Here is a 23487-nt window from a genome sequence, read left to right on the forward strand (position 1 = left end):
CCGTCCCTGTCCCTGTCGATTCCGCTGAAAGTTACTTCTGGCGCAGTGTTTTCATGACACCGAAGTAGAAGGTCATGGTCTTGGCCCACAGCTCCTCGGACATACCGGGGAGCGGCGCGATCGGCAGCATCCGCTGCACCGCGATGGTCTGCGTGTCGATGTATTTCAGCAGCCCCTCGGCGCCGTGCCTGCGCCCGGTGCCGGAGATGCCGAGCCCGCCGGACGGCGCGTCGGCGCTGCCCCAGGCCGCGATGAAGCCCTCGTTGATATTCACCGAACCGGCGTTGATCCGCGCCGCGACCTCGCGGCCGCGGCCGATGTCCTTGGTCCAGACGCTGGCGTTGAGGCCGTACGCGGTGTCGTTGGCCTGCTCGACCGCCTCGTCGTCGCTGCCGACCCGGTAGATCGAGACGACCGGACCGAAGGTCTCCTCGCGATACACGGTCATGCCGGGCCGCACGCCGCTCAGCACCGTCGGCTCGTAGAAGTACGGGCCGAGGTCGGGGCGGTGCTTGCCGCCGGCCAGCACCGTGGCGCCCTTGGCCACCGCGTCGTCGACATGCGAACGGACCGTGGCCAATTGGCGCGGGAAGGTCAGCGAGCCCATGTCGTTGTCGTAGTTCAGGCCGCCGCCGAGCGCGATTCCCTGGACGTGCTCGATGAATTCGGCGACGAACTGGTCATACACCTTGTCGTGCACATAGATTCGCTCCATCGATTCGCACAGCTGCCCGGCCGAGGCGAAGCAGGCGCGGAGGGCGATCTTGGCGGCCCGGGACACATCGGCGTCGGCGAGCACCACCAGGGGGTTCTTGCCACCGAGTTCGAGCGAGTAGCCGATGAGCCGCTCCCCCGCCTGTTGCGCGATGGTGCGGCCGGTTGCGCTGGAACCGGTGTAGTCGACGTAGTCGGCGCGTGCGATCACTTCGTGGCCGATCACCGAGCCGCGCCCGAGTACCGCCTGCCACAGTCCCTTCGGCAGTCCGGCGCGTTCGGCGGCGTCGATCGCCCAGAGTGCGGTGAGCGCGGTCTGGTTGTCCGGTCGCGCCACCACCGCGTTGCCCGCGACCAGGGCGGGTAGTGCGTCGGAGGCGGCCAGCGCGAGGGGGTAGTTCCACGGCGAGATCACCGCGACGACGCCCTTCGGCCGGTGCCGCACGTCGACCTGGGTGAGCAGCGGCAGCACGCCGCGCGGCTTGCGGGTGGCGAGCAGTTTGGCGGCGACCTGCGCGTAGTACCTGGCGTTGACCGCGACGTCGCCGACCTCGTCGAAGCCGTGTGCGCGCGATTTACCGGTCTCGGTCTGCACGATGTCGAGGATGGTGTCCTGCTCGGCGAGCACGAGGTCGTGGAAGCGGCGCAGCACGGCGGCGCGCTCGCGGATCGGGCGGCGGGCCCACTCGTGCTGCACGGTGCGGGCGGTCGCGAAGGCCCGGTCGATATCGGCGACCGACGACTGCGGCAGGTCGGCGATCTTGCGTCCGGTGGCGGGCGCGAAGACCTCGACCGCGGGCGCACCGCCCGCGACCGCCCGGTCGAGCAACGGCTGGACCAGCGTCGATGGCAACGCGTCTGCCGTGGCGAGCTGGGAGGCGGTCGTCATATCGGCCCTCTCGTGGGTGTTTGCAGCGCAGCCATCTTTAACTGAACACTAGTGTTAGATTAATAGGCGTGCCACGCCTCGTGTCAAGGACTTCGTCATCGAACACAGACATGGCAGGCTGCTCGCTGTGAGGCAGCACCATGTCGGTTCCGAGGCCCGATGACCGAGGCGACGACCCGGCGGGGTAGGCCGCCGCAGACGCAGGAGCAGGCCGAAGAGGTTCGCGCCAGGATCGTGCTCGCCACCGCGGAGGTGTTCACCCGCAGCGGGTCCCGTGGGTTGAGCGTCGCGCAGATCATCGAGCAGGCCGGGCTGGCCCGGCCCACCTTCTATCGCTACTTCGGTAACGCCACCGAGCCGCTGCACGTCTTGCTCAACACCTCGAACGACGGCCTGGTCGACGGCATCCGGGTGGCGCTGACCGGCACCGACGAGCCCGTCGAGCTGGGCATCCGGCTGATCGACGCCTACCTGGCCTGGGCCGGTGGCCACGGCGCGATGCTGCGCCCGCTGTTCGCCGAACTGCACGATCCCGGCTCGCCGGTGTCGGCGTATCGGGAACGGGCACTGGACGATATCCGCGCGCTGGTGCGTGCGACGTTCACCGAACTCGGCCGCCCGGTGCCGAGCCCGCTGGATCTCGATGCGGCACTGCACGTCTGCGAGTACGTGGTGTACCGGATCTCCGCGGGCACCGCGCCCGGTGCCGAGCCGGACCCGGAAACGGTTGCCGCCGGACGACTTACGATGATCCGCGTGTTGCTGACCACTCTCGGCACCCGCACTGACCTCGAGTATGCGATGAAGCTGCCCGGTATCTTCCCCGGTCCGTGATCCAAATTCGCACACCTGCTCCGCCCATCACACCCCATCCGACGCATGGTGGGTGTGTGACGACTCGGGCAGGTGTGCGAACTTGGTGGGCCAGCGGCTAGCCGGCCCCGCGAACTCGGCGAGCGACGTTGGTCGCCGAGTTCACAGGTCTACTTCGAGTAACGGCGTGCCATCGCGCACCGGCAGCGGCGAGAACCGTTCGGTGTGCAGCGAGGCCGTCGGGTCGTGCAGCGACAACACCGTGCGTGCCGCCTCGGCCAACGGCGTTGGGCCGCAGACATATACCGCCGCGCCGGTCGGGGTCTGCTCGAAGATCATCCGAGGATTCGGCATGCCGAATTCGTCGTCCGGACGCACCACCACATCGCCGCCGATCAGCTGCGCCAGCTCACACAGGAACGGCATCCGCGCCCGCGAGCGACCGAAATACATGAGCCGCCACGGTGTTCCGGCCCGCTCGGCCGCCGCGACCATCGGCAGGATCGGCGTGATCCCGATGCCTCCGGCGACGAACAGGTACTGCTCCGCCTCGATGAACGTGAACGCATTGCGCGGCCCGCGCACCGACAGCCGATCGCCGACGCGCAGCTGCTCGTGGATCTCCCTCGAACCGCCGCCACCATCGGCGATGTAGCGCACGGCAATTCGATACCGCCGACGATCGGCCGGATCGCTGTTCAACGAGTACTGCCGCTGACGTCCCGACGGGAGCACCACGTCCAGGTGCGCACCCGGCGTCCAGGCGGGCAACGGCCCACCGTCCGGATCGGCGAGGGTCAGGCTGACCACCCCGTCGGCCTCCGCCTCGATCCGATCGATGGCGACCGTGAAGTCGTATCCGGAGTGCCGCACCGACTGTGGGCGCGAAAGCAGTTGCGCGGTATTACCTTCGGTGAACACCCGCGCATCCCTCATCTCTGAACGGCGAAGCCCGACACACCCGGCCTGGAAAGCGCGAGCATCCAGGCAAATCTATTGATGACATCGAGTGCTGTCAACATCGCCCGATGTCACCAATGTGACTGTGAGAGGATGACGCCATGGTCGCCGACGACGACGGGTCCATCCCCGGCATGCGCCGCTGGCGCGGACGGTCCCCCGCCGATCGGGTCGCCGGTCGCCGCGAGCAGCTCATCGAGGCGTGTACCGAACTGATGGCCACCGCCGGTGCCGCCGAGACGTCGATGCGCGGCGTCTGCCGGCAGGCCGGGCTGACCGAGCGCTACTTCTACGAGAGCTTCGCAAACCTGGACGCGTTACTCACCACCGTGCTCGACACTGTCGTGCTCGGCGCGCGCGACCGACTACTCGACGCGCTACCCACCGCGCCCATCGAACGCGACGCGATGTTCCGGCATATGGTCGCCATCTTCACCGACTACCTCACCGAAGACCGCCGCCGCGGCCGGATCATGTTCGTCGAATCGCAAGCCACCCCGGTGCTGATGCCCCGCGCCAACGAACTCATCGGCTTATTCACGGCGCCGATCGCATTGACGATCAGCGCCGGAGATTACTCGACTTCCGCTCCCGATGAACACGACTACGCACTCAACGCCAGCGCCATCTTCGGCGCGCTGGCCTATCTCTACCGCCCCTGGCTGGACGGCGAGATCCCGGTCCCCCGCGCACGATTCGACGAACACGCCGCGACCGTACTGGAACACATTGCCCGGGCCCGTTCTTCGGTGATCACCGAGGCTTAGTCCCGCGCCGCCACCGGCGCAGCCTGATCCGCCCGCTCGAAACTCAGCGCAGCGTTGGTGACGGATCCGTGCCGCAGTGTGACCAGGTCACGCAGATAGTTCATCCGCAATCGCCAAGGCGCCCGATCGCCTTGAATCGGGAACTGACTCGCGGAGCGCTGCACATAGCCGGGATTGAAGTTCAGGAACAACGATTCGGCACCGACCGACGGATCACGCACGGGCGTGCAGCGCGCGTAGCCGCGTGCGTCCATGTGCCGCAGCAGCCGAACCACGTGCTCGGACACCAGATCCGCCTTCAATGTCCACGACGCGTTGGTATAGCCGAAGGTGTAGGCGAAGTTCGGCACGTCCGACAGCATCATCGCCTTGTAGGCCATGCTGTCCGACGCCGTCACCGGCCGACCGTCCACCACGAGGTCTACGCCACCGAAGGCGACCAGGTTCAATCCTGTTGCGGTGATGATGATGTCGGCGTCCAGCGTCGCGCCGGAGACGAGTCGCAGGCCGGTCTCGGTGAATGTTTCGATCCGATCGGTGACGATCTCCAGCTGGCCCTTGCGAATGGCGCGGAAGAAATCGTTGTTGGGCGCCAAGCAGAGTCGCTGATCCCACGGGTTGTAGCTGGGCGTGAAATGCGTGTCGATGTCGTAGCCCGGCGGCAGCCAGCGCTCCTGCAGGCCGCGGATGCGTTCGCGCATCCAGGCCGGATACCGTTGGCTCAGTTCATACATCGTCGTCGAGAAGGCCACGTTCTTGGCCCGGACCACCGCGTAGGCCGCGCGCGGCGGCAGGTAGCGGCGCACCTTCATCGCGAAATTGTCCTTGGCGGGCCTGGACACGATGTAGCTCGGGCTGCGCTGCAGCATGGTCACGTGCGCGCCCTGCTCGGTGAGCGAGGGGCCGAGCGTGACGGCGGTGGCGCCGCTGCCGATCAGCACCACCTTCTTGTTCGCGCAGTCCAGGTCCGCGGGCCAGAACTGCGGGTGCACAACGGGTCCGGCGAAGCGCTCGGTGCCCGCGAAATCCGGCACATAAGGCTCGTCGTAGCGGAAGTAGCCCGCGCAGGACAGCAGGAAATCGGCAGTCAGCGTGACGGTTTCGCCGGTGTCGGCGCGCTCGGCTTGCACGGTCCAGCGGTTCTCCGCCGTGGACCATTCGGCCCGCAGCACCCGATGCCGGAAGCGGATGTGCCGGTCGATGCCGTTTTCCGCGGCGGTGTCGCGCAGGTAGTCGAGGATGGCGTCGCCGTCGGCGATCGACTTGTCGCCCAGCCACGGCTTGAACCGGTAGCCGAGGGTGTACATGTCGGAGTCGGAGCGAATTCCGGGATAGCGGAACAGATCCCAGGTGCCGCCGAGCGATTCGCGGCCCTCCAGGATCGCGTAGGTCCGCCGCGGGAACGCCCGCTGCAGATGATAGGCCGCGCCGATGCCGGACAGTCCGGCGCCGACGATGAGCACATCGATGTGCTCAGCAACGGTTGTCATCGCTCTCTCCTCGGTTAGGCGGCGTGTGTTCTCAGCCTACGACCCAGACAGTTGGTCCGGCGCAGCCGGATAAATCGTGGGATGTTTCTCCCGCATTACCGCTGACCGCTTTGTGTGGATTCCGTTCGGCCGCAACATAGTTAAGCGTTGTATGACAGCAGCACCGCAGGCGAGACCGAACGGTATCCAATTGCACACTTCGCAGTGAAGTCACTCACATCGCCATGCCGCGGCACTCACTTTTCCAGCTGGGCAACATGTTAGCTGGACGTTCGCCCACTATTGTTGGCGCGAAGATACACACCACCGTGTCGCTCTCGTCCACCAGACCTGAAAACCGTTGGCGACCCGCGATATTCGCCCCAATCGGACGTCGGCACTCCGCCATAGCCAGTCGATCACCAGTTAGTGATACTTCACGAAACATGTACTTCTACACCGTCTCTCACCCCCCGATCCGGGCCATAGGCATTCGTAGTTACCGTCGGGTAGTGTCCGTCGCACCGACGATCAGAGACGATCCGGAACCGTTTTCTTTCCACGATTTCCAGGAGCGCGCGTGTCGCATTCTCGATTCGAATCCATCGGCGCCTATCTGCCTTCGAATATCGTCACAACCAAGGAGCTGCTCTCGCGGCTGAAGGAACCACCGTCTTTCGATCTCGAAAAAATTACCGGAGTGCAGGAACGCCGGGTGCACGACACGAACCCGGACAGCTACGAGGACTCCTTCGCGATCGCCATCAAGGCCGCCGAGGACTGTCTGTCCAGGTCGAGATACGAAGCAGCCGAGCTCGACGTGATCATCTCCACCTCCATCACACGGAGCAACCACGCCACCCGCATGTACATGGAGCCGTCCTTCGCGGGTTCGATAAGCCGTCTTATTGGTGCGAAGAACGCCATTACGTTCGACGTATCGAACGCCTGCGCCGGAATGCTCACCGGCACTTACATTCTGGACCGGATGATCCGCTCCGGCGCGGTGCGCAACGGCATGGTGGTCAGCGGTGAGGCCATTACCCCGATCGCCGATACCGCGGCAAACGAGATCTCCGCGAAATACGACCCGCAGTTCGCCTCGCTGTCGGTGGGCGACTCGGGCGCGGCGGTAGTGCTGGACCAGGCGGTCGACGACAACGACAAGATCCACTACATCGAACTGGTCACGGCCGCGGAGTACGCGAACCTGTGCCTCGGCATGCCCAGCGACAAGAGCCAGGGGATTGCGCTCTACACCGACAACCGCAAAATGCACAACGAGGACCGCTTCGTCTTCGGCTCCAACAGCCTCGGGAATCACCTGGAAAAGCTGGGGCGCACCTTCGCCGACGAGAAGTTCGACTACATCGTCCATCACCAGTTCGGCGCGGCCGCGATCCCGTGGATGAACGCGATCGCCGAACGGGAACTCGGCAGCCCGATGCCGCCGGATCTCCGGGTCATCGAGAAGTACGGAAATACCTCCACCACTTCGCATTTCATCGTGCTGCACGATCAGTTGAGCGACCAGAACATCCCGGCGGGCTCGAAGCTGCTGATGATTCCCGCCGCCTCCGGAATCGTGGCCGGCTACCTGTCCACCACCATCTCGTCTCTGAAGGTCTGAGGTCAGCCATGGGCGTGCGCATCAAATCCACCAGTGTCAGCCGTACCAGCGACACCCACAGTGTCGTCGAGCACAGCGGTCGAGCCGCGAAGCAGAGCCTGGAACGGGCCGGGGTTCGCCCCGACCAGGTCGGTGTGGTCATCAACGCGGGCATCTTCCGGGACTACAACACCGTCGAGCCCGCCATCTCGGCGCTGATCCAGAAGGCGGCGGGCATCGGCCTGGAATACGCCAAGGACGATCCGCGGACCTTCTCGTTCGACCTGATGAACGGTGCGACCAGCGTGCTCAACGCGGTGCAGGTGGCCACCGCCATCCTGGAAACCGGTAGCGCGGAGCACGTGCTCATCGTCTCCGGCGACACCCACCCGTCGCTGCTGCGGTATGCCGCGGATGACGACTTCCCTTATGCCACTTCGGGTGCCGCGCTACTGCTGGAGCGCACCGACGATCCCGTCGGCTTCGGCAAGGTGCACACGGCGGCAGGCGAGGGCAGCACCGCCGTCGAGGCTTACGTCGACACCGCGACCATGGGAACCGCCGGTCGCGGGCTGATGACCGTCGAGCGCGAGCCGGACTTCGAGGATCGACTGCTCGAGGTGGCGGTCCAGGCGGCGGGCGCCGCGCTGGCCGAGGTCGCGGACCGCACCGGCATCGCGCTGATCGCCTCGACGCCGACACCGGAGTTCCCGAAGCGGCTGGCCGATGCCCTTGGTATCGACCAGGATTCGGTGCGTACCCCGGATCTCGCCTACGGCGACCCGCACACGGCGTCACTGACCCAGGCCTACGACCGGGCCATCGGCGGGGACACCCTCACCGAGCACGCCCAGGTGCTGTTCGTGGCGGCGGGCGCGGGCCCGGCCGCGGCGGCGGTGCTGTACCGGCTGCCCGCGTTCGCCGGGGCGGCTGCGTGACCTCGGCGACCTACTGGGCGGCCATCGACCGGTTCCGTGCGTTCGCGCGCACGGAACCGGATCGAGAGGCGGTCATCTACCCCGACGGGACGACGTCCGCCGGCCTGCCGTCCTATCGGCACGTCACCTACCGCGAGCTCGACGACTGGTCCGAGACCATCGCCGAGCGGCTCACCGCGTCGGGCGTCGGCGCGGGCACGCGCACCATCGTGCTCGTGCTGCCCAGCCCCGAGCTTTACGCAATTCTGTTCGCGCTGTTGAAGATCGGCGCCGTGCCCGTGGTGATCGACCCGGGCATGGGGCTGCGCAAGATGGTGCACTGCCTGCGCGCGGTCGAGGCGGAGGCGTTCATCGGGATCCCGCCCGCGCATGCCGTGCGGGTGTTGTTCCGGCGCAGCTTCCGCAAGGTGCGCACCACGGTGACCGTCGGCAAGCGCTGGTTCTGGCGCGGCGAGCGGCTGGCGGCGTGGGGCACCACGCCGTCCGGCGGCGCAGCTGAGCGGGTGCCCGCCGACCCAGGCGACGTGCTCGTCATCGGATTCACCACCGGCAGTACCGGACCCGCCAAGGCGGTCGAGCTGACCCACGGCAATCTGGCGTCGATGATCGACCAGGTGCACACCGCGCGCGGCGAGGTGGCACCGGAGACCTCGCTGATCACGTTGCCGCTCGTCGGGATTCTCGATCTGCTGCTCGGATCGCGGTGCGTGCTACCGCCGTTGATCCCGAGCAAGGTCGGCTCCACCGATCCGGCGCATGTCGCGCACGCGATCGAGAAGTTCGGGGTGCGGACGATGTTCGCCTCGCCCGCCCTGTTGATTCCGCTGCTGCGTCATCTCGAACAGCAGCCGATCGAGCTGAAGACGTTGGCCAGCATCTACTCCGGTGGCGCGCCGGTGCCGGACTGGTGCATCGCCGGGCTGCGCGAGGTGCTGGCCGAGGACGTGCAGATCTTCGCCGGGTACGGGTCCACCGAGGCTTTGCCGATGTCGCTCATCGAATCGCGGGAACTGTTCAGCGGTTTGGTGGAGCGGGCGCACCAGGGCGAGGGCACCTGCATCGGCCGGCCCGCCGACAAGATCGAGGCCAGGATCATCGCGATCACCGATGACCCGATCCCGGGCTGGGCGCGGGTCGGCGAGCTGGCCAGTGGGCTCGAAAGCTCGCGCGGGATCGGCGAACTCGTCGTCGCGGGGCCGAATGTCAGCACGCATTACTACTGGCCGGAAGAAGCGAATCGACAGGGCAAGATCGTCGACGGTGACCGGATCTGGCATCGCACCGGCGATCTCGCGTGGATCGATGACGAGGGCCGGATCTGGTTCTGCGGGCGCAAGAGTCAGCGGGTGGATACCGCCGAGGGGCCGATGTTCACGGTCCAGGTGGAACAGATCTTCAATACCGTTGCGGGCGTTGCCCGTACGGCGCTGGTCGGCGTCGGTGCGCGCGGTGCGCAGCGACCAGTGCTGTGCTTCGAAGTGAAGCCCGAGGCCGACAGCGTGGCGGTCGGGGCCGCGCTGCGGGCCCGCGGGGCGGAGCACGAACTCACCGGCGCGATCGCGGACTTCCTGGTGCATCCCGGGTTCCCGGTCGACATCCGGCACAACGCCAAGATCGGCCGGGAGCAGCTGTCGCAGTGGGCGGCCAAGCAGATCGGAGCGCCCGCGTGAACGCGAAAACGACGGCGCTGCGGGCGATTCCCGTGCTCGGGTGGCTGTACCTGGCCGGCGGGGTGGCCGCGGTCGCGACGGATCAGGTGCCCGTCAACCGAGTGCTGCGCGCTGCGTGGTGGATCGACGCGTTCCTCAGCGTCGTGGTGCACGCGGCGCAGATCCGGCCCGCGCTGCGGGCGGCCGAGGGTTCGGGGCGCTCCCCCGTCGAGACGGCGGTATTGACGCAGATCTTCGGAATGACCTGGTGGCGAACACAGGAGACTCGATGACCAAAGTGTTGGTGACCGGTGCGTCCGGGTTTCTCGGTGGTGCGTTGGTGCGCAGGCTGGTGCGCGACGGCGAGCATGACGTGTCGATTCTGGTGCGGCGCAGCAGCAAGCTGGCCGACCTCGGCGCGGATGTCGATCGAGTACAGCTGGTCTATGGCGATCTCACCGATCCGGCCTCGTTGGTCGCCGCGACCAACGGCGTCGACATCGTGTTCCACAGTGCCGCGCGGGTGGACGAGCGCGGGACGCGGGAACAGTTCTGGGACGAGAACGTTCGAGCGACCGAGCGGCTCCTGGAGGCGGCGCGGCGCGGTGGTGCGTCTCGGTTCGTGTTCATCTCCAGCCCCAGCGCGTTGATGGACTACGACGGCGGCGATCAGCTCGACGTCGATGAGTCGGTCCCCTATCCGCGGCGGTACCTGAACCTGTACTCGGAGACCAAGGCCGCGGCCGAACGCGCTGTATTGGCCGCGAACACTGACGGATTCACTACCTGCGCGCTGCGGCCACGGGCGATTTGGGGCGCGGGCGATCGGTCCGGTCCGATCGTGCGGTTGCTCGGCAAGACCGGTACCGGGAAGCTGCCGGACATCTCGTTCGGTCGCACTGTGTACGCGTCGCTGTGCCATGTCGACAACATCGTCGAGGCGTGCGTCAAGGCGGCGGCCTCGGATGCGGTGGGCGGCAAGGCGTATTTCATAGCGGATGCCGAGAAGACGAATGTCTGGGAGTTCCTCGGTTCGGTGGCGACCGGTCTCGGTTACACGCCGCCGAGCCGGAAACCGAACCCCAAGGTGATCAACGCCGTAGTGAATGTCATCGAAACCATCTGGCGGATACCGGCTGTCGCGACGCGTTGGTCGCCACCGCTGTCCCGCTATGCCGTTGCGCTGATGACGCGCAGCGCGACCTACGACACCGCCGCCGCCAGTCGCGATTTCGGTTACGCCCCGGTCGTGGACCGGGACAGCGGGCTGGCCACCTTCCTCGCGTGGCTCGAAAAACAGGGCGGCGCTGTCGAACTCACTCGAAATCTGCGCTGAAACTCCCCAGCGTCACCGGAGGCAATCATGACCCAGGACACCGTCTTCCGTCGGAAGATCTCGCCCACTGAGCGCCTGTACTTCTTCACCAGGGAGGTGTCGCCGCCGTTCCTGATGCACATGGTCGTGCACGGCGTCGGCGTCCTCGACCCGGACGTCGTGCAGCGGGCGGTGGATGTGGCGTCCGCGGCGAATCCCGGTGCGCGGCTGGTCCGCGACGGTAACTACTGGGTGGACAGCGGTGTCCCGGCCAAGGTCCGGGTGGTGCCGGGGTGGACGCTCGACTACGCCACGCTGGAAGACGATGCGGTGCTGAACAGTCCGATCGGGCCGACACCCGACCGGACCACCGAGGTGCTGCTGCTGACCGGTGAACAAACCACCGTCGTATTCCGTGTCTTCCACGGAGTGATGGACGGGATGGGCATGCGAATGTGGGTAGACGACGTGCTCCGCGCGCTGCGCGGGGTGGCTCCGGTCGGGGCGCCCGACCCGATCTCCGACGTCGAACTCGTGGCTCAGGTGGGTGCGCCGGGAAAGCAGACGTTGGTGCTGCCGACCTATCGGGCGGCGACCGGGCGTGGCCGCCAGGATCCGACGGCTTCGCGATGGTTGTTGCGGCACCGGACCATTCACGCGACCGGCAAGGGCATGGTGGCGCGGGTCTCGGCGATCCTCGCCGCGGAGGCCGGAGTGAAGTCGCGCTTTATGGTTCCGGTCGACCTGCGCAGGCACGATCCGGCGCTGCGGTCGACCGGAAACCTCGCGCTGCCGCTGTTTCTCGACGTCGATCCGGGCGACAGCTGGGAAACGATCAGCGCCAGGATGCGCGCCGGGCTGCAGCAGAAGACCGAACTGAACCAGCTGGACAACGGCGGCCTGTCGAAGTTTCCGGCCGCCGCCATCCGCACCGTGCTGCGCCTGAGCAACTGGCTCGGCGCCAGGCACAACCGGAACATGGTGTCCGCCACCGTTTCACACATGGGCAAGTTCGACCTCGACGAGCTCGCGGTGCCCGGCTGGACGCCGAGCACGATGCGGGTGCTGCCGCAGCACAGCGGGGCGATGCCGCTGCTGTTCGGCATGCTGGAATCGCGCGGGAACATCGAGCTGACCGTGTCCTGTCGCAACGGCGAAGGCATCGAGCCGAGGCTGGAGGCGCTGCTCGACAAGATCGCGACGACGCTGGAAGCCGATCTCGCGCCGCATGATTCGCCGGTGCGATGACCGGCTGGGCACGGTTCGTCAGCGCCCGGCCGCGCGCGGTGCTCGCCGTCGTCGTCGGGGTGATGCTGCTGTTCGGGCTGCTCGGCATGCACACCGCGGACAAGGTCAGTGCGGCCGGATTCAATGACCCGCACAGTGAGTCGGCGGCGGTCGATCAGCTCGTTCGCGACCATTTCGGCCCGCAGACGCCCGATGCCGTCGCGCTGTACACCGCGCCGGCCGGGCAGACCCTGGACGATATCGGTCCTCAGGTGCAGCAGTCGCTGGCCACTATCGATCCGAAGCTGCTGCAGCGTCCGATCGAAACCTATTGGAACAGTGTGCCGCCGCGTAAGCAGTTCCTGAAATCCGCCGACAACCGGCAAGCGCTGGCGGCGGTGTTCCTGGCGGGTGACGACAATCGACGCGTCACCGCCTACCCGGATATCGAAGCGGCGCTGAAGGTTCCGGGCATCGACACCAAGCTGTCCGGCTACAGCGCGCTCGCGACGCAGATCAACGGTCAGTCGCAGCACGATCTGGTGCGGGCCGAATCCATCTCGCTGCCACTCACGTTGCTGATCCTGGTGCTGGTGTTCGGCGGCCTGGTCGCGGCATCGCTGCCGGTGGCGGTCGGCGTGCTCGCGGTGCTCGGCGCGATGGGCACGATCCGGGTGCTCACCGAATTCACCGAGGTGAGCACGTTCGCGGTGAACATCGCCTCGCTGCTCGGGCTCGGCATGGCGATCGACTACGGGTTGTTCCTGGTGACCCGCTTCCGCGAGGAGCTGGCGGGCGGGCGCGACGTCGAGTCCGCTATCGAACGCACCTGCGCCACCGCCGGCCGAACCGTCGCCTTCTCCGCGCTACTGCTGATCTGCGCGTTCGCGGGCACTTTCGTGTTCCCGCAGGCTGTGCTGCGGTCGCTGGGTTTCGGCGCGATCGCCGCGGTCGCGCTCGCCGCCGGACTCTCACTGACCGTGTTGCCCGCCATGCTCGCGCTGTTCGGGGCGCGCATCGGCAAGGCGGGCACCAAGGATCGGACCGAGCAGTTCTGGGGTCGCGTGGTGGATTCGGTGCTGCGCAGGCCGGGGCTGGTCACCGTCGTGGTCGGTGTGGTGCTGGTGCTGCTCGCTTTGCCGCTCACCGGTGCGAAGCTCGGTGATATCGACCATCGTGCGTTGCCTGCGGGCAACGAAATGCGCACCACCGTAGAGGAACTCACCGCCGGGTTCCCCGCGGCGAGCAGCGGTGTCACCGCGGTGCTGCAGGGGATCGATGGTCCGCCACAGTCGGCGGCGGTCGATGCCGCGAGCTCCGCTCTCGGTCATGTTGATGGCGTCCGGCAGGTGCTCCAGGTGGGCCGGGCCGATGACTTCGTCGTCTTCCATGCGTTCCTGACCAACACCGATCGCAGCGAAAACGCCTCGGCCACAGTGAAAGACATCCGCGCTCTCACTCCCCCCGACGGTACGGTCCTGCGGATCGGCGGCGATACCGCGGCCACCGTCGACAGTGTCCACTCCATCGTTCGCGCCATGCCCTGGATGATCCTCGTCATGATCACCGCGACCGTCCTACTGCTTTTCGCGGCGTTCCGATCGATCGTGTTGCCGCTCAAGGCAGTGCTGATGGCCTTCCTCAGCCTCGCCGCCACCTTCGGCGTGCTCACCTGGATCTTCAACGACGGCCACCTGGCAGGCGTGCTCGGCATCAGCCCCGGCCCACTCGCCGCGGGCATGCTCGTCCTGATCATCGCCGTGGTCTTCGGCCTCTCCACCGATTACGAGGTCTTCCTCCTGTCCCGCATGGTCGAAGCCCACAACTCCGGTGCCGACACGGCCGGCGCGGTCCGCATCGGCACCCTGAAAACCGCCCGCGTAATCACCGCTGCCGCCACCCTTCTGGTCATAGTCACCGGCGCCTTCACCCTCTCTCCCTTGACCCCGATGCGCTTCCTCGGCCTAGGAATGATCATCGCCCTGCTGATCGACGCCACCCTCGTCCGCATGCTGCTGGTCCCCGCCCTCGTCAAACTCATGGGCCCCGCCAACTGGTGGAACCCGTTCGCCCGCGACCGCCACATCCCCGCCACCGTCGAACAAGTCGAGGAACCAGCCCGGATTCTGTGAATGTGCTGGCTTGTGCGTCAGTCGAATACCGGATAACTCGCTTGAAATGCCAACCGGCGGTCGGCGTCCGCGGCAATCCGGCCGAGTTCATCGTCCAGCGTCATGAAGGCTTCCCACGACTGCTGCCCGGCAACGGCGGCGAGCCGATCCACTAACCGCTGCTCGAGATCCGCCACCCGTTTCGCCTTCCATACTTTGTCGGCCACGCTGACCAGCAGATCCTCGATCTCGATGTCGGTCGACTGCCACGACGCGTGCGTCCACGCGAACCGGGCCAAGCCCGGGTCGACGCCGTGGTCCAGCAGCAGTTGGTAACCCGTCTGCTCATGGGCAGAGCCGGGGCCGGACAGCTCCGCCACATGCACCACCTTCCCGACATCGTGCGTGGCCGCACCGAACAACACGGCCACCCGATCGAATGACACCGCCGGATAGCGACTCTCGACCCATGCCACCAGCTGCCATGCGACGTCATGTACGGCGCGAAGATGCGCGGCCAGCCGCGGCGGCGCCGCGAGTTCCACCAGGAGGTCCGCCGCCGCGTCGGGCAACGGCCGCAAGGCCGGATCCGCTGAATCGGTCAGCGCTCGGTGCAGCATCACGGAATTCACTGGCGCACAGTAGCCGTCGGACCGAGTGCAAGAAAAGCATCTGGAACATCGGTGAATATCTTGTTTGCAGAATAATTTTCATACCGATCGGTCGCCACGCCGCGGCGAAGATTGCAATACCTCCGCGCACTCCCCAGGCTTAGCTCCCATGTCCGCCGCCTGCCCCTCCTGCTCCTGGCCATCGCCGATGCTTGTCTCTTCGCATGGGGCGGTGCGCTATTTGCGCTGCGTGTGTGGCAGATTCCTGGTTTCGCACGGTGGCGGGGTGAATCTGGTGACCGGCCGGAGTGCGTGCAGCCCGCCCAAGGTGGCCGAGCACCTCGAGCTGATTCCGTTGCCCGAGGGGTGAAGTCGCACTCACACGCCGTGCCGACGTTCGGCCGATACCAATTCGCTGACCCTCGCCTCATTTTCGGCGGAGAACGGGTTCCGGTAGGCCTCGACCGCTAGGCGGGTCTCCTCGGTGACCAGGTCGAAGTTGATCTGTGCTGCCGCGAAAGCGCCCGCCGCAGCGGCACCGCCGACCTGAGCGGACAGATCGGTGACGTTGCCGGCGACCCACACGCCGGGCACCTCGGCGCGACCGGTCGGGTCGGCCGGAATGTGCTCGCCGAGACCCGACATGTGCTGTTCCGGCCGTAGTCCAAGTCCGGCAAGGAAATCGGTGCGCGCCACCATTCGGCTCATGACCGCCACCGCTTCACGGCGGACCACCGTGTCATCGCTCAGGCGCACGCCGGTCAGCCGGTGTTCGGTGATCTCCAACGCGGCCACTTCGCCTTTCACCACGGTGATGCCGCGGGCGGCGAGCTGCTCGAACTCGTCCTGCGTCGGCGACGGCATGGTGTGCAGGAAGAGTGTGATGTCGTCGCTCCACTGACGGAACAGCAAGGCCTGGTGCACCGACATCGGCCCGGTGCCGAGCACACCGATGGCCTGGTCGCGCACCTCCCAGCCGTGGCAGTACGGACAGTGCAGGACGTCGCGTCCCCAGCGATCCCGCAGGCCCGGTATTTCCGGTAGCTCGTCGACCAGACCGGTGGTCACCAAGAGTCGCCGCGCGTCGACCGTCCGTCCGTCCGACAGTGTGACCGCGAATCCGTCGTCGGCGCGGGACACGGTCTCGACTTCGCCGGAAACCACATGCCCGCCATATCCGCGCACCTCCGCGCGACCGAGTTCCAGCAACTCGACCGGCGACATTCCCTCCCGGCCGAGCAGTCCGTGCACGCCCGAGGCCGGCGCGTTGCGCGGCGCACCCGCGTCGATCACCAGCACCGACCGCCGGGCCCGTCCGAGCATCAGCGCACCGCTCAGCCCGGCCGCGCCGCCGCCGACCACCACCACGTCATAGCTGTTTTTCAGCTGTTCAGTCACCATGACCACCTCCGCGACCACCATGCGATTAAACCAGGCATATACGCAATGTTTGTTGCCGATCTGGCAAGATGCATGCATGGACGACGATCTCGATCAGGCGCTCGACGCGGTCGGGCCACGCCTGCGCGCGCTGCGCCGGCAGCGCGAAACCACCCTGGCCGCCCTGTCGGCAGCCACCGGCATCTCGGTGAGCACCCTGTCTCGCCTGGAATCCGGCGGCCGCCGCCCGACCCTCGAGCAACTGCTCCCGCTGGCCCGGGCGCACGGCGTCACGCTCGACGAACTCGTCGACGCCCCGCAAACCGGCGACCCGCGTATCCACCTGCGCCCGATGACCGCCCACGGCATGACCATCCTGCCGCTCACGCGCCGAGCGGGCGGTATCCAAGCCTTCAAGATGGTGCTTCCGGCCGACTCCAGCCGCAAGGATCCGTCGCCGCAAACCCACGAGGGCTATGAGTGGCTGTACGTCCTCAACGGCAAGCTACGGCTCGTGCTCGGCGAACGCGACATAGTGCTCAACCCCGGCGAGGCCGCCGAATTCGACACCAGGGTCCCGCACTGGTTCGGCGCCGCCACCAACGAATCCGCCGAGTTCCTCAGCCTTTTCGGCAAACAGGGCGAACGCGCACACCTACGCGCCCGCCCCAAATCCCCCGAAAAATAAGTCGAGTTCGCCCCCGCGGCTCGGTACCATCCTTGCCATGGAGTGATGACCGATACCGCGTGCGCCCGCCGTATCCCGCTACCCCACTGAGGGTTTCAGCGCCCGGCGGTGCTGCCCGTATCCGTCATCACTCCTGCGACCTAGGACCCGCATGCCCGACGACACCTTCCTCCAGCACGTCACCGACCGGTTGGCCGCCCTCCCCGGCGTCCAAGCCGTCACCCTCGGCGGCTCACGCGCCCAAGGCACCCACACCCCCGGCAGCGACTGGGACCTCGCCATCTACTACCGAGCAACCTTCGACCCCAACGAACTCCGCGAATTCGACTGGCCCGGTGAGGTTTCCGACGTCGGCGGCTGGGGCGGCGGCGTCTTCAACGGTGGCGCCTGGTTCACCATCGACGACCGCCAGGTCGACGTGCACTATCGCGATCTCGACGTGGTCGAACACGAACTCGCCGAAGCCGAGCAAGGGCGATTCCATTGGGAACCACTGATGTTTCATCTGGCCGGCATCCCCAGCTACCTGGTCGTCGCCGAACTCGCCATCAACCAGGTCCTACACGGCACCCTCCCCCGTCCCACCTACCCCCGGGCGCTGCGCACGGCAGCGCCGCCGATATGGCAGAACCGTGCCTCGATGACGTTGCAGTACGCCAAGAACGCCTACGTCAAGCGCGGTCAGGCCGCCGAAGTAGCGGCAACGGTGGTCATCGCCGCAATGCAGACCGCGCACGCGCTGCTGGCTGCCCGTGGCGAATGGACCACCAACGAAAAGCGGCTCCTGCAACAAGCCGGACTCCGTGACATCGACGCCATTGTCGCCGGACTCGACTCAAATCCGAAGTCGCTGGCTCAGGCCATCATCGAGGCAGAGGCACTGCTCGACGGCGCGATGAACTGAGGCCGTGCGCACGCTCCTCGGCGGGGCGGCCGAGGAGCGTGCCGTGCCGACCGTCAGTTCGGTCGCAGGCGACTTTGCAATCGCGGACTGTGGTGTCCATATCCCGGTTGATTGAGTACGGCGGCAACGAAATCGGCGTGTATCAGTCGCCGTCCGAGTCGCGCTTCGAGGCAACCGACGCACAGAATGCTGTCTGCCGAAGCCGCAGCGCACTTCCACACGACGTCGTGCACCGTGTACCACTCATCGGGACCGTCAATGGGCGCGGTCGCCAATCCGCATTCATGGCAGGGAAATTCGTCGCGCTCGAAATGGCTTGTGTCGACGGGTCGATCGCCGATGCTGTTCAACCACATCAGCAATCGACGCATCGTATCCGAAATATTCTGCGCGACCGAACTAAGCGCGGCGCTGCACGCTGCCCTTCTTGATGCACGAGGTACACACCTTCATTCGTACGGGCGCACCGTCTTTCACGGCTCGGACAGGTTGAATATTCGGATTGAACCGGCGACTCGTCCGCCCCTTCACGTACCGTCGCTGCGCACGTCGGCCGGCTCGCGCCACCTGCTTTCCGAAGCTCGGCTTCTTACCGCAGACGTCACACTGGGCGGACATCGTCTCTCCTGTTCCCCGAAGGCATTGCCGTCGGCATCGGTGGTCGGTTGCATTGTTGGTGATCACCTCTAACCGTGCGCTGCGGTCGAGTTCACTGAGTTATCGATATGTGGGGCACTGACCAGCACCAATGGTGCTCGTCGGCGCATCCGCGAGCCGCCGGATCGATGCGGATCGCACGGCATCGCGTGCAGATCGCACTGCCTCAGATCCATCCGCGGTCGGCGGCGACGCGGATCGTTTCGATGCGGTTGCGCGCCCCCACCTTGCGATTGATGGCGGCCAGGTTGTTGCGTATCGTGCCGGGCGAAAGATGCAGCGCCACAGCGATTTCGTCGGGTGTGCGCCCGCGTGCGGCCAGCCGGAGGATGTCGACGTCGCGGGCACTGAGCGGATTGTCCGGTCCATCCAGTGCCTCGGTGACCGCCTGCGGGTCCAATACCCGGTCGCCGTGCGCGACTCGGCGCACGGTGGCGGTCAGCGCGTCGATCGACGCGCCCTTACTCAAGAACCCTTCCACCTGTGCGGCCAGCGCGGACCTGAGCACGTCGGGGCGGTTCGGGGTCGTCACGACGATCACGCGACAGTCGGGCAGCACCGACTTCAATCGCGCCGCGGCCGAAACCCCATCCAGCCCCGCGAGTTCCGCGTCCAGCAGCGCCACGTTCGGCCGGGTGCGCCGCGCACTCGCCACCACCTCGGTGCCCAACGCGACTTGCGAAACGACCTGCATTCCCGGCTCGCCGGACAGTACAGCGGCCACCGCCTCGCGGGGCAGCCGTTGGCCCCCGGCGATCAGCACTCGAATCATGAGCGTATTCCTTGTCGGCCAATGCCGAATACACTGCGTCCGTTGATATCACGCGGCCACCCGGGCTACCCGAGCCGATCCGCCCGGGACTCGGCACCGGTTGCCGGACAGCAGGAAGTAGCGACGGGCAGGCCAGGCCACGTAGATCAACTGCGCACAGGAGCAGGAGAGGTACAACCAACATCCCAGGCCATCGGGAGCAGCCGTCGGCAAACCGACCAGAGCACGCTTCAGCGGCTCACGGTGTCAGTGCCGGAACGACGACTCCTAAGCGTTTGGGATAGGTCATCACCTCAGAACTCGATGGAAGCCGGGCGCGGTACGCGGCCCCGCGAACGCCACCGTACGACCGGTCCCCGCTGCGCGCCAATCTATTTTCCGCTCAGCTGCTCGATGATCATGTCGCGGAACCGTTGCACCGCGCTGGACAGACATCAGCGACGTTTACCTAGGCAACCACCCCACTAACAGGCTGGAACCCGGCCTCCACACGACGGCTACCTCGGCGAATTCCTCATGCGAACCAAGACCGTCCTGCGCTGACGGTCGCCCCACCCCGTCGCACGACTGATGGTCGCCCGCGCGATCTCGAGGTCGGTCGCCGCCGCCCCCGTCCACGAATTCGAAAAGCTCGACCGGTCCTGGTGCCGCGCCGAGATGGCGGAAGCGTTCGCCACCGTCGTCGGCCCGGAGCGCGCGGAGGCGCTCACCTATCGGGTGCTGGACCTGATGCCGCTGGAACCCATCGACCGACGAACAACCCTGCACGCCCTGCTCACCGAACTGCCCAAGCTGCCGGAGACCCTCATACCGCTGGTCCGTGAACCGGCTCCGCTCTACTTCGGCGTCCCCGAATTGCCCGACCTGCGCGCGGTCGCGACGATGCTCAATCTGACACCGGCGGAACTCGACTGGTTCGCCGACCTCGGCGGCTGGCTGCGCACTGCGCGAGAACCTCTGTCGCACTACCGATATCGGCACGTACCCAAATCCAACGGCGCCGCCAACGCCTACTTGCCATGGCCGACCAAATCTGTTGGGACTGAACCGATCCCGTCATCCTGGCGCACCACCTCGACGCCGCAATGCAAACAGCCCACGCGGTCCTAGCCGCCCGCGGCGAATGGACCATCAACGAAAAGCGAATGCTGGACCGAGCAGGCCTACGCGACCTCGACCCGATCATCACCGGACTCACCCAAGACCCGAAGTCCCTGGCGCAGTCGATCACCGAGGCCGAATCACTCTTGAACCGTCACTGACCGTAAGAGAACCGAAGGTCGGCGAAGAGTAGTTGATTGAGGCGGCGGCGGAGGTGGCCGGTTTTGCTTTGATCCGGGGGTTCATCGGGGGTGAGCAACGTGAATTTCAGTGAGGTGTCACCGCGCTCGACGGCCGTCAGCTCGAAGTGCACTTGGTCATTGGGTCTGCTCGGCCACAGTGACGACCATACGACCGTGCTGGGTTTCTCGGCCGCCAGAACTCTGGGTTCGACTTCGTCGGACAGCAGTGCGAGCCACGCCCGCGCCTGCGGCCGCCGCGGCTCCGTCAGCGACTCCCACACGACGAACGGCGGCGCGGGCAGTCGTCGCGCCCTCGAACCGATCTCGATCATGCGAACAGCGTAGACGCGTGACCCGATAGGGATATGGACGCTCTCTGACGAATCCACATTCAGTGGCACATGGTGGCGGCGAACGTCGAGAAGCGCCCGCCGTGGTGGGCCACTGAATGTGGATTCGAATGGGGGTTACTGTTCGGGGGCGAGGATTTCGCCGGATTCTGCCGCTCGGACGAGGATCGCTTCGATGGGGCAGGATTCGGCGGCGTCGATGAGGAGGTCGTCCGGGGGGACGACTTCTGTTATCGGGCTGGAGCGGCCGTCGACGAGGGTGAAGTGGTCGGGGGCGAGGCCGGTGCACATGCCTGAGCCGAGGCAGGTGCTCCGGTCGACCTCGATCCGCCACTGTTGCTCTGCCATACCAGTTTTCCCCTTACCAGCTCACTGGAAGTGCCTTCGGCCCGCGTACCAGCAAGCCGGTCTTCCACGGTACTTCCTCGAACGGGACCGCGAGGTGCAGCGTCGGGAAGCGTTGCAGCAGTGAGCCTAACGCGACCTGCAGCTCTAGTCTGGCGAGTTGGGCGCCTAAGCAGTGGTGCACGCCGTGACCGAACGCCATGTGCGGGTTGTTGATTCGGGTGAGGTCCAGTTCTTCGGAGTCCTCGAAGACGCTCTCGTCGCGGTTGGCGGCCTGAGTGTTCACGATGACCGACTCTCCGGCCCGCACGGTGACACCGCTGAGTGCGACGTCCTCGGTCGCCACCCGGGCGAAGGAACCACCGGAGCCGAGCTGGACGTAGCGCAGCAGTTCCTCGATCGCACCGGGCACCAAATCCGGCCTGCCGCACAGCAGTTCCCAGTGCCGCGGCTCGCTGAGCAGGACGTAGGTGAAGTTCGCGATCTGGTTGGCCGTGGTTTCGTGGCCCGCGATCAGCAGGCCGATCCCCATATTGACCAGTTCGTCTTCAGTGAGCCGGTCGTCGTTGTCGCGGGCGGCGACCAGCGCGCCGAGCAGATCGTCGCTCGGCTGCTTTCTGCGCTGCGCGACGACCTCGGCGAGATAGGCCTCGAGGGCCGCGCGCGCGTCATCGATCTGCGCGGTGGTGTGCGCGGTGGTGGACAGCACGGTGTCGGAGAAGTCGCGGAACCGGTGCTGGTCGTGGGTGGGCACGCCGAGCATCTCGCAGATCACCGTGACCGGCAGCGGCAAGGCCAGGCTCTGCACCAAATCGGCTACGGGACCGGCGGATTCGATCTCGTCCAGCCGTTCGTTCACGATCTCCTGTGCGCGCGGACGCAGTTCTTCGACGCGGCGGCTGGTGAACGCCTTGGCGACCAGCTTGCGCAGCCTGCTGTGCTCGGGTGCGTCCATGCTGAGCAGCGAGTTCTGCCGCGACGGGTTGGGCGTGGTGCGCGGGATGTCTTCGCGGTCCACCGTCACGGCGCGACTGAATCGCGGGTCGGCGAGCACCAGTTTGGCGTCCGCGTAGCGGGTGACCAACCAGCCCGCGTCGCCGTAGGGCAACTGGACACGCGAGACGGGTTCTTCGCGACGCAGCTTGGCAAAGAGCGGGTCCATGTCTAGGCGGATGGGTTCACCGAAAGGGTATTGGCGCACCTCAGTTTTCACGGTCATGCGGGTCTCCCTTGGCCGACGCCGACTGGCGCGGTAGCGATGTAAGCAATTGCTTACACAACCTCATGTTAGGGAGGTCACATTGCTCCGTCAACGGTCGGATTCCGTTACGGCGGCGGGAAATTCACGTCCGTCCTGGCCAAAAGCAGTTGGGCGGCGCGCAGCACATGACCGGCAACCGCCGCCGGGTCCGCGCTGGCCAGCGGCTCTCTGCGGTGCACGGAGCGCAGCAGTCCGATGCCGAGCAACCAGGCGAGCAGCAGGTCGGCACACAGCTCGCTATCGGGGCCGTCGCCGAGCGAGGACATCGCGCGCACGTACTCGTCGCCCAGCTCGCGGCGAATCGCCGACGTCCCCTCATCGTGTCCGGGTGAGCGCAGCGCGGCCTGTAGCCAATACTCTTGCGCCGCCGGGCCGGTCGGCTCGAGCATGCCCGCGAGCAGCCTGCTCAGCAGTCCCTCGACCGGTCCGTCCGCGAGCCTGCGGCGCCCCTGGTCCGCGATCGCCGCCCGGAACAGCTCGTCCTTGTTGCCGAAATACCGGAACAGCAACGCCTGATTCACCCCGGCGCGCGCCGCGATGTCGCGCACCGTGGCGCGCGCATACCCCCGCTCGGCGAACAGCTCCTGCGCCGCCGCCAGGATCGCGGCGCTGGTGGCGGCCGAATCCTTTTTCCGGCTGACCGTTTCGTTCTCGCTGGACATGCATCCTCCGGTTGCCAAATCTGCGGAAGAGCAGCGTAAAGCAGGCAACCGATCCTTCGCTGACACCAGCCGTGGCACCGACCGGGCGGTCCACAACTGCCGTCAAGGATTGT

General features: G+C 66.4%; 23 protein-coding genes. 12 read left to right on the forward strand and 11 right to left on the reverse strand.

Going from position 1 to position 23487, the window contains the following annotated elements; translation table 11 throughout:
- Positions 1-31: 31 nt before the first annotated feature.
- Positions 32-1603, reverse strand: coding sequence for a succinic semialdehyde dehydrogenase (locus ACFWF1_RS29510; protein WP_379289254.1), 1572 nt, complete (start codon positions 1601-1603; stop codon positions 32-34).
- 159 nt (positions 1604-1762) lie between these two features.
- On the opposite strand from ACFWF1_RS29510, the gene ACFWF1_RS29515 reads away from it, so the two are divergent.
- Positions 1763-2437: a TetR/AcrR family transcriptional regulator gene (locus tag ACFWF1_RS29515; protein WP_379289253.1), complete on the forward strand. Its 675-nt coding sequence runs from the start codon at positions 1763-1765 to the stop codon at positions 2435-2437.
- Positions 2438-2578: 141 nt separating this feature from the next.
- Here the strand turns inward: ACFWF1_RS29515 and ACFWF1_RS29520 are convergent, their stop codons facing one another.
- Positions 2579-3337, reverse strand: coding sequence for a ferredoxin reductase (locus ACFWF1_RS29520; protein WP_379289252.1), 759 nt, complete (start codon positions 3335-3337; stop codon positions 2579-2581).
- A 140-nt stretch (positions 3338-3477) separates the two neighbouring features.
- On the opposite strand from ACFWF1_RS29520, the gene ACFWF1_RS29525 reads away from it, so the two are divergent.
- Positions 3478-4143: a TetR/AcrR family transcriptional regulator gene (locus tag ACFWF1_RS29525; protein ID WP_379289250.1), complete on the forward strand. Its 666-nt coding sequence runs from the start codon at positions 3478-3480 to the stop codon at positions 4141-4143.
- Here the strand turns inward: ACFWF1_RS29525 and ACFWF1_RS29530 are convergent.
- The gene (locus tag ACFWF1_RS29530; protein ID WP_379289248.1) at positions 4140-5633 is read right to left on the reverse strand and encodes a flavin-containing monooxygenase; all 1494 of its coding nucleotides are present in this window, start codon (positions 5631-5633) and stop codon (positions 4140-4142) included. The genes ACFWF1_RS29525 and ACFWF1_RS29530 overlap by 4 nt on opposite strands.
- Positions 5634-6192: 559 nt before the next feature.
- Between ACFWF1_RS29530 and ACFWF1_RS29535 the strand changes: the two genes are divergently transcribed.
- From ACFWF1_RS29535 to ACFWF1_RS29565, 7 genes are read left to right on the forward strand one after another with little or no spacing between them, the layout of a single operon-like run.
- Complete coding sequence (locus ACFWF1_RS29535) at positions 6193-7242, forward strand: 3-oxoacyl-ACP synthase III family protein (RefSeq protein WP_379289246.1); 1050 nt, start codon at positions 6193-6195, stop codon at positions 7240-7242.
- An 8-nt stretch (positions 7243-7250) separates the two neighbouring features.
- Positions 7251-8159: a hypothetical protein gene (locus tag ACFWF1_RS29540; RefSeq protein ID WP_379289244.1), complete on the forward strand. Its 909-nt coding sequence runs from the start codon at positions 7251-7253 to the stop codon at positions 8157-8159.
- On the forward strand, positions 8156-9829 hold the full coding sequence (locus tag ACFWF1_RS29545; protein WP_379289242.1) for a fatty acid CoA ligase family protein: 1674 nt from the start codon (positions 8156-8158) through the stop codon (positions 9827-9829). Before ACFWF1_RS29540 ends, ACFWF1_RS29545 begins: the two co-directional genes overlap by 4 nt.
- Positions 9826-10101 carry a hypothetical protein gene (locus ACFWF1_RS29550; RefSeq protein WP_379289240.1) on the forward strand — a complete coding sequence of 92 codons (276 nt, stop codon included), beginning with the start codon at positions 9826-9828 and terminating at the stop codon, positions 10099-10101. The genes ACFWF1_RS29545 and ACFWF1_RS29550 overlap by 4 nt, the downstream gene beginning before the upstream one ends.
- The gene (locus ACFWF1_RS29555; protein WP_379289238.1) at positions 10098-11144 is read left to right on the forward strand and encodes an NAD-dependent epimerase/dehydratase family protein; all 1047 of its coding nucleotides are present in this window, start codon (positions 10098-10100) and stop codon (positions 11142-11144) included. The genes ACFWF1_RS29550 and ACFWF1_RS29555 overlap by 4 nt, the downstream gene beginning before the upstream one ends.
- A gap of 27 nt (positions 11145-11171) precedes the next feature.
- Entirely contained in the window at positions 11172-12371 is a 1200-nt protein-coding gene (locus ACFWF1_RS29560; RefSeq protein ID WP_379289237.1) for a peptide synthetase, read from the forward strand.
- Positions 12368-14482 (forward strand): MMPL family transporter, encoded by a 2115-nt coding sequence (locus tag ACFWF1_RS29565; protein WP_379289235.1) that lies wholly within the window; start codon positions 12368-12370, stop codon positions 14480-14482. Before ACFWF1_RS29560 ends, ACFWF1_RS29565 begins: the two co-directional genes overlap by 4 nt.
- A 17-nt stretch (positions 14483-14499) precedes the next feature.
- On the opposite strand, the gene ACFWF1_RS29570 is transcribed toward ACFWF1_RS29565, so the two are convergent.
- Positions 14500-15093: an HD domain-containing protein gene (locus tag ACFWF1_RS29570; RefSeq protein ID WP_379289234.1), complete on the reverse strand. Its 594-nt coding sequence runs from the start codon at positions 15091-15093 to the stop codon at positions 14500-14502.
- Between the two features lie 357 nt (positions 15094-15450).
- Complete coding sequence (locus ACFWF1_RS29575) at positions 15451-16473, reverse strand: NAD(P)/FAD-dependent oxidoreductase (protein WP_379289232.1); 1023 nt, start codon at positions 16471-16473, stop codon at positions 15451-15453.
- 76 nt (positions 16474-16549) lie between these two features.
- On the opposite strand from ACFWF1_RS29575, the gene ACFWF1_RS29580 reads away from it, so the two are divergent.
- Together ACFWF1_RS29580 and ACFWF1_RS29585 are read left to right on the forward strand one after the other, a co-directional pair.
- Positions 16550-17140, forward strand: a complete 591-nt coding sequence (locus ACFWF1_RS29580; RefSeq protein WP_379289231.1) for a helix-turn-helix domain-containing protein — start codon at positions 16550-16552, stop codon at positions 17138-17140.
- 151 nt (positions 17141-17291) lie between these two features.
- The gene (locus ACFWF1_RS29585) at positions 17292-18044 is read left to right on the forward strand and encodes a nucleotidyltransferase domain-containing protein (protein WP_379289229.1); all 753 of its coding nucleotides are present in this window, start codon (positions 17292-17294) and stop codon (positions 18042-18044) included.
- A gap of 399 nt (positions 18045-18443) precedes the next feature.
- Here ACFWF1_RS29585 and rpmB read toward each other — a convergent pair whose 3' ends face one another.
- Entirely contained in the window at positions 18444-18662 is a 219-nt protein-coding gene (rpmB, locus tag ACFWF1_RS29590) for a 50S ribosomal protein L28 (protein ID WP_379289228.1), read from the reverse strand.
- Positions 18663-18867: 205 nt separating this feature from the next.
- On the reverse strand, positions 18868-19473 hold the full coding sequence (locus ACFWF1_RS29595; protein WP_379289226.1) for a DNA-binding response regulator: 606 nt from the start codon (positions 19471-19473) through the stop codon (positions 18868-18870).
- 657 nt (positions 19474-20130) lie between these two features.
- Between ACFWF1_RS29595 and ACFWF1_RS29600 the strand changes: the two genes are divergently transcribed.
- Positions 20131-20583 (forward strand): hypothetical protein, encoded by a 453-nt coding sequence (locus ACFWF1_RS29600; RefSeq protein WP_379289224.1) that lies wholly within the window; start codon positions 20131-20133, stop codon positions 20581-20583.
- Between the two features lie 145 nt (positions 20584-20728).
- On the opposite strand, the gene ACFWF1_RS29605 is transcribed toward ACFWF1_RS29600, so the two are convergent.
- The 4 genes from ACFWF1_RS29605 to ACFWF1_RS29620 form a co-directional block, all read right to left on the reverse strand.
- Entirely contained in the window at positions 20729-21088 is a 360-nt protein-coding gene (locus ACFWF1_RS29605) for a hypothetical protein (protein WP_379289222.1), read from the reverse strand.
- A 135-nt stretch (positions 21089-21223) separates the two neighbouring features.
- Positions 21224-21454 (reverse strand): ferredoxin, encoded by a 231-nt coding sequence (locus tag ACFWF1_RS29610; protein ID WP_379289220.1) that lies wholly within the window; start codon positions 21452-21454, stop codon positions 21224-21226.
- Positions 21455-21467: 13 nt separating this feature from the next.
- Positions 21468-22670: a cytochrome P450 gene (locus ACFWF1_RS29615; protein WP_379289219.1), complete on the reverse strand. Its 1203-nt coding sequence runs from the start codon at positions 22668-22670 to the stop codon at positions 21468-21470.
- Positions 22671-22777: 107 nt separating this feature from the next.
- On the reverse strand, positions 22778-23374 hold the full coding sequence (locus tag ACFWF1_RS29620) for a TetR family transcriptional regulator (RefSeq protein WP_379289218.1): 597 nt from the start codon (positions 23372-23374) through the stop codon (positions 22778-22780).
- Positions 23375-23487: the final 113 nt, after the last annotated feature.

This window comes from Nocardia sp. NPDC060255 (genome assembly GCF_042727395.1).
GTDB lineage: Bacteria > Actinomycetota > Actinomycetes > Mycobacteriales > Mycobacteriaceae > Nocardia.

What these genes read in the sequence shown, in the direction of transcription:
- ACFWF1_RS29510 (WP_379289254.1), bottom strand. Translation starts at nt 1,603, where the DNA reads ATGACGACCGCCTCCCAGCTCGCCACGGCAGACGCGTTGCCATCGACG.
- ACFWF1_RS29515 (WP_379289253.1), top strand. Translation starts at nt 1,763, where the DNA reads ATGACCGAGGCGACGACCCGGCGGGGTAGGCCGCCGCAGACGCAGGAG.
- ACFWF1_RS29525 (WP_379289250.1), top strand. Translation starts at nt 3,478, where the DNA reads ATGGTCGCCGACGACGACGGGTCCATCCCCGGCATGCGCCGCTGGCGC.
- ACFWF1_RS29530 (WP_379289248.1), bottom strand. Translation starts at nt 5,633, where the DNA reads ATGACAACCGTTGCTGAGCACATCGATGTGCTCATCGTCGGCGCCGGA.
- ACFWF1_RS29540 (WP_379289244.1), top strand. Translation starts at nt 7,251, where the DNA reads ATGGGCGTGCGCATCAAATCCACCAGTGTCAGCCGTACCAGCGACACC.
- ACFWF1_RS29555 (WP_379289238.1), top strand. Translation starts at nt 10,098, where the DNA reads ATGACCAAAGTGTTGGTGACCGGTGCGTCCGGGTTTCTCGGTGGTGCG.
- ACFWF1_RS29560 (WP_379289237.1), top strand. Translation starts at nt 11,172, where the DNA reads ATGACCCAGGACACCGTCTTCCGTCGGAAGATCTCGCCCACTGAGCGC.
- ACFWF1_RS29565 (WP_379289235.1), top strand. Translation starts at nt 12,368, where the DNA reads ATGACCGGCTGGGCACGGTTCGTCAGCGCCCGGCCGCGCGCGGTGCTC.
- ACFWF1_RS29575 (WP_379289232.1), bottom strand. Translation starts at nt 16,473, where the DNA reads ATGGTGACTGAACAGCTGAAAAACAGCTATGACGTGGTGGTGGTCGGC.
- ACFWF1_RS29580 (WP_379289231.1), top strand. Translation starts at nt 16,550, where the DNA reads ATGGACGACGATCTCGATCAGGCGCTCGACGCGGTCGGGCCACGCCTG.
- ACFWF1_RS29585 (WP_379289229.1), top strand. Translation starts at nt 17,292, where the DNA reads ATGCCCGACGACACCTTCCTCCAGCACGTCACCGACCGGTTGGCCGCC.
- rpmB (WP_379289228.1), bottom strand. Translation starts at nt 18,662, where the DNA reads ATGTCCGCCCAGTGTGACGTCTGCGGTAAGAAGCCGAGCTTCGGAAAG.
- ACFWF1_RS29595 (WP_379289226.1), bottom strand. Translation starts at nt 19,473, where the DNA reads ATGATTCGAGTGCTGATCGCCGGGGGCCAACGGCTGCCCCGCGAGGCG.
- ACFWF1_RS29600 (WP_379289224.1), top strand. Translation starts at nt 20,131, where the DNA reads ATGGCGGAAGCGTTCGCCACCGTCGTCGGCCCGGAGCGCGCGGAGGCG.
- ACFWF1_RS29605 (WP_379289222.1), bottom strand. Translation starts at nt 21,088, where the DNA reads ATGATCGAGATCGGTTCGAGGGCGCGACGACTGCCCGCGCCGCCGTTC.
- ACFWF1_RS29610 (WP_379289220.1), bottom strand. Translation starts at nt 21,454, where the DNA reads ATGGCAGAGCAACAGTGGCGGATCGAGGTCGACCGGAGCACCTGCCTC.
- ACFWF1_RS29615 (WP_379289219.1), bottom strand. Translation starts at nt 22,670, where the DNA reads ATGACCGTGAAAACTGAGGTGCGCCAATACCCTTTCGGTGAACCCATC.
- ACFWF1_RS29620 (WP_379289218.1), bottom strand. Translation starts at nt 23,374, where the DNA reads ATGTCCAGCGAGAACGAAACGGTCAGCCGGAAAAAGGATTCGGCCGCC.